The sequence below is a fragment of the Candidatus Methylomirabilota bacterium genome (assembly GCA_035709005.1).
Taxonomy (GTDB): Bacteria; Methylomirabilota; Methylomirabilia; order Rokubacteriales; family CSP1-6; genus 40CM-4-69-5.
This window is the reverse complement of the sequence record DASTFB010000117.1, coordinates 1-2636: the sequence shown is the minus strand read 5'-3', so window position 1 is coordinate 2636 and position 2636 is coordinate 1. Positions and strand designations below refer to the sequence as shown.

Sequence of the window (2636 nt, the reverse complement as noted above, 5' to 3'; positions counted from 1 at the left end):
TCCTTGATGTTGAAGACGATCTTCATGAGATCGGAGCCGATGTCGGCGATCTTCGTGAAGATGCCGCCGGCGATGCGCAGGGCGGCCGCCCCCAGCGACTCCCCGATGGCGAAGCCGATGAAGCACGGGCCGGCGTAGTCTCCGGGGATGAAGAGGAGGATGCACAGCATCAAGAACAGCTCCACGCTGATCAGCAGCATCCCCACGCTCATGCCGGCCCTGAGGGGGATGGCGTAGACGGGGTACGGATCGCCCTTGAGGCTGGCGAACGCGGTGCGGGAGTTGGCGAACGTGTTGATCCGCATCCCGAACCAGGCCACGGCGTAGCTGCCCCCGATGCCGATGAGGCTGAACAGCAAGATAATGGTCACCTTGACGGTCTCGAAGCCCAGCAGCACCCCGAAGTAGAGGACGATGATGACCGCGATGAAGGCCTCGAGGATGAGGAGGAACCGCCCCTGCGTGATCAGGTAGGTCTTGCAGGTCTCGTAGATGAGCTCCGAGATCTCCCGCATGGCGGCATGCACCGGCAGGCCACGGAGCTGTCTGAAGATCACCAGCCCGAACAGCAAGCCCGCCACGCAGACGACGAGGCCGGCGAAGAGCAGCGTACGACCCCCGAAGACGCCGAACTGGACCTGGTCGAGATCGGGGATCTGGAGGCTGGCTTCGCCGCCGGCCGGGTGGGCCCCACTCTGGGCACCGGCCGGCCCCACCGGCGTCAGCAGCAGCACGGCCAGCACGCCGACCGTGATGACGAGCGCGAACCCGCCCAGCGCGCGCAGGTGCCCCAGTGCAGTCATGCGTTCAGGTTCTCCTGCAGACAACGGGGTGTGGTGGAGGCGACGGCCCTTCGGTCGTTTCCACGTCTTTGTCGCCGCACACTCTACGCGACGCATTCGCCGCGTGTCAATGAGAAACGTGCCGCCGGTGCCGGCAAAGTGCGCGAGTTGACATGCTTTGTCGGGGCTGAGTACGATGCGGCGCTTGAACCATGATCAGGGATCCCGCCCCCTCGGCCGCCGGCGCGGGCCGGGCCGCACCCTCCGGCCGCAGCGTACGCTGCCCGCGCTGCCGACGTCGCATGCCGTGGCAGGGCAATCCCGACCGGCCGTTCTGCTCGCTGACGTGCCGTCTCCTCGACCTGGGCGTGTGGCTCGACGAAGGCTACCGGATCGGCGCTGAGCCGATGTCGAGCGGGGGAGAGCCCGATGTTCGGTAGGCCGACCCGGACGATCGTGTGCCCGTCCTGCGGCCGGCTCACCCGAGCCGACGCGTCCGAGTGCATGGTCTGCGGGCGGAAGCGTCCGGGGATGTGGGGGCTGACCACGCTCTTCCGCCGGCTCTTTCAGGCCAACGGCGTCACCCAGGCGATCACCATCGCCTGCGTGGCGCTCTACATCGCCAGCCTGGTCGCCGACCCGGCGGGCGCGCTGCGGCCCCGGGGACCGTTCGATCTGTTCGCGCCGACCTCATCCGCGCTCGACCTCCTGGGGATGACCGGGGCGTTCGCCTGGGCCCAGGGGCGGTGGTGGACGCTGTTCACGGCGATCTACCTGCACGGCAGCCTGCTGCACATCCTCTTCAACGTCCTCTGGATCCGCCAGCTCGCCCCGGCCGTCGAGGACGCCTACGGGCCGGCCAGGCTCATGATCATCTTCACCGTGGCCGGCGTGGCCGGGTTCGTACTGTCCAACGCCGCGGGCGTGCCGTTCACGATCGGCGCCTCGGGATCGATCTTCGGTCTCCTGGGTGCGCTGATCGCGTTCGGCCGGCGTCGTGGCGGACAGTTCGGAACCCTGGTCCTCCGCCAGTACGGGCAGTGGGCACTCATCATGTTCATCCTCGGCTTCTTCATGTCGGGCGTGAACAACCTGGCCCACGCCGGCGGCTTCGTGGGCGGTCTGGCCGCTGGATGGGTGATGTCGATGGCCGAGCACAAGGCTGAAGGCAGCGCCGATCACCTGCTGGCCGGAACCGCCGTCGTCCTCACCGTCGTGTCCTTCGTCCTCGCCCTCTGGACCGGCCTGGCCTGACCCGCGCTCGGTTCGCTCGGCTGGGCAAATGGAAAGCGCCCGGGCCGATCTCTCTCGACCCGGGCGCTTGAGCAACCGCTCCGAGCGCGGGCTTGGCCCGCGCGAATGTTCTGGGGGAGGTCTCGGAGGGGGCCGTCGAGGCCCCCTCCGAATGAATTTACCCCGGCGGCGACCTACTCTCCCACGCCGTTGCCAGCGCAGTACCATCGGCCCTGAAGGGCTTAACTTCCGTGTTCGGGATGGGAACGGGTGTGGCCCCTTCGGCATTGCCACCGGGAATCGCGATGATTCCCGAATACGGAGATCTCGAGGGCAGCGGCAACGTCATCGACAAGATCAAGTGGTCAAGCCGCACGGCCGATTAGTACCGGTCAGCTGAACACCTCACGGTGCTTGCACCCCCGGCCTATCAACCTCGTAATCTACGAGGGGCCTTCAGAGGGCTTACGCCCTGGGAGGTCTCATCTTCAGGCGGGTTTCGCGCTTAGATGCCTTCAGCGCTTATCCCTGCCGGACATAGCTACCGAGCGGTGCCCTTGGCAGGACAGCTCGCACACTAGAGGTCCGTCCACCCCGGTCCTCTCGTACTAGGGGCAGCTC

General features: G+C 67.0%; 3 protein-coding genes and 2 rRNA genes. 2 read left to right on the top strand and 3 right to left on the bottom strand.

Features of this window, described 5'->3' with window-relative positions; translation table 11 throughout:
* Positions 1-803: sodium/proton-translocating pyrophosphatase (locus VFR64_20745; GenBank protein HET9492165.1), on the bottom strand; the 803-nt coding region annotated here is incomplete at its 3' end.
* A 191-nt stretch (positions 804-994) separates the two neighbouring features.
* Between VFR64_20745 and yacG the strand changes: the two genes are divergently transcribed.
* Positions 995-1222, top strand: a complete 228-nt coding sequence (gene yacG / locus VFR64_20740; GenBank protein HET9492164.1) for a DNA gyrase inhibitor YacG — start codon at positions 995-997, stop codon at positions 1220-1222.
* The gene (locus VFR64_20735) at positions 1212-2036 is read left to right on the top strand and encodes a rhomboid family intramembrane serine protease (protein HET9492163.1); all 825 of its coding nucleotides are present in this window, start codon (positions 1212-1214) and stop codon (positions 2034-2036) included. Before yacG ends, VFR64_20735 begins: the two co-directional genes overlap by 11 nt.
* A 160-nt stretch (positions 2037-2196) precedes the next feature.
* Here VFR64_20735 and rrf read toward each other — a convergent pair.
* Both rrf and VFR64_20725 read right to left on the bottom strand, forming a co-directional pair.
* Positions 2197-2313: ribosomal RNA gene (gene rrf / locus VFR64_20730) — 5S ribosomal RNA — on the bottom strand.
* Positions 2314-2376: 63 nt separating this feature from the next.
* Positions 2377-2636, bottom strand: a 23S ribosomal RNA gene (locus VFR64_20725); the annotation flags it as partial.